The 436-nt window shown below is 56.0% G+C and carries 1 protein-coding gene; it reads left to right on the top strand.

The window, feature by feature from the left end; translation table 11 throughout:
* On the top strand, window positions 1-436 hold a 436-nt coding region (locus B7364_RS07895), incomplete at both ends, for a helix-turn-helix domain-containing protein (RefSeq protein ID WP_157893574.1).

Here is a 436-nt window from a genome sequence, read left to right as displayed (position 1 = left end):
GATGGGGTATTCCCGCGACAGTTTTTATCGGTTCCGCGACATGTATGAGAAGGGCGGGGAACTGGCGTTACAAGAGATGACGCGGTCCAAGCCGAATTTGAAGAACCGGGTGGATCCGGCGGTGGAGGCAACCGTGGTGGCAATGGCGATTGATGAGCCTGCCTGGGGCCAAGCGCGCGTATCCAATGAGTTGAAGAAGACGGGGATCAGCGTATCACCTTTTGGTGTCCGCTCAATCTGGTTGCGCCATGATCTGGCCAATGTGAAGAAGCGCCTCAAAGCGCTAGAAGCCAAGATGGCCCAAGAGGGTGGGGTGCTCACCGAGAGCCAATTGGTGGCGCTGGAGAAGGCCAAAGCCGACAAAGAGGCCCATGGCGAGTTTGAAAGCGAACATCCAGGTTATTGTGTGGCCCAAGACACTTTCTATGTTGGCACA

The organism is Aquidulcibacter paucihalophilus (assembly GCF_002105465.1).
Lineage (GTDB): Bacteria > Pseudomonadota > Alphaproteobacteria > Caulobacterales > Aquidulcibacteraceae > Aquidulcibacter > Aquidulcibacter paucihalophilus.
The sequence above is the reverse complement of the archived record's forward strand: the minus strand, read 5'-3'. Positions and strand labels throughout refer to the sequence as shown.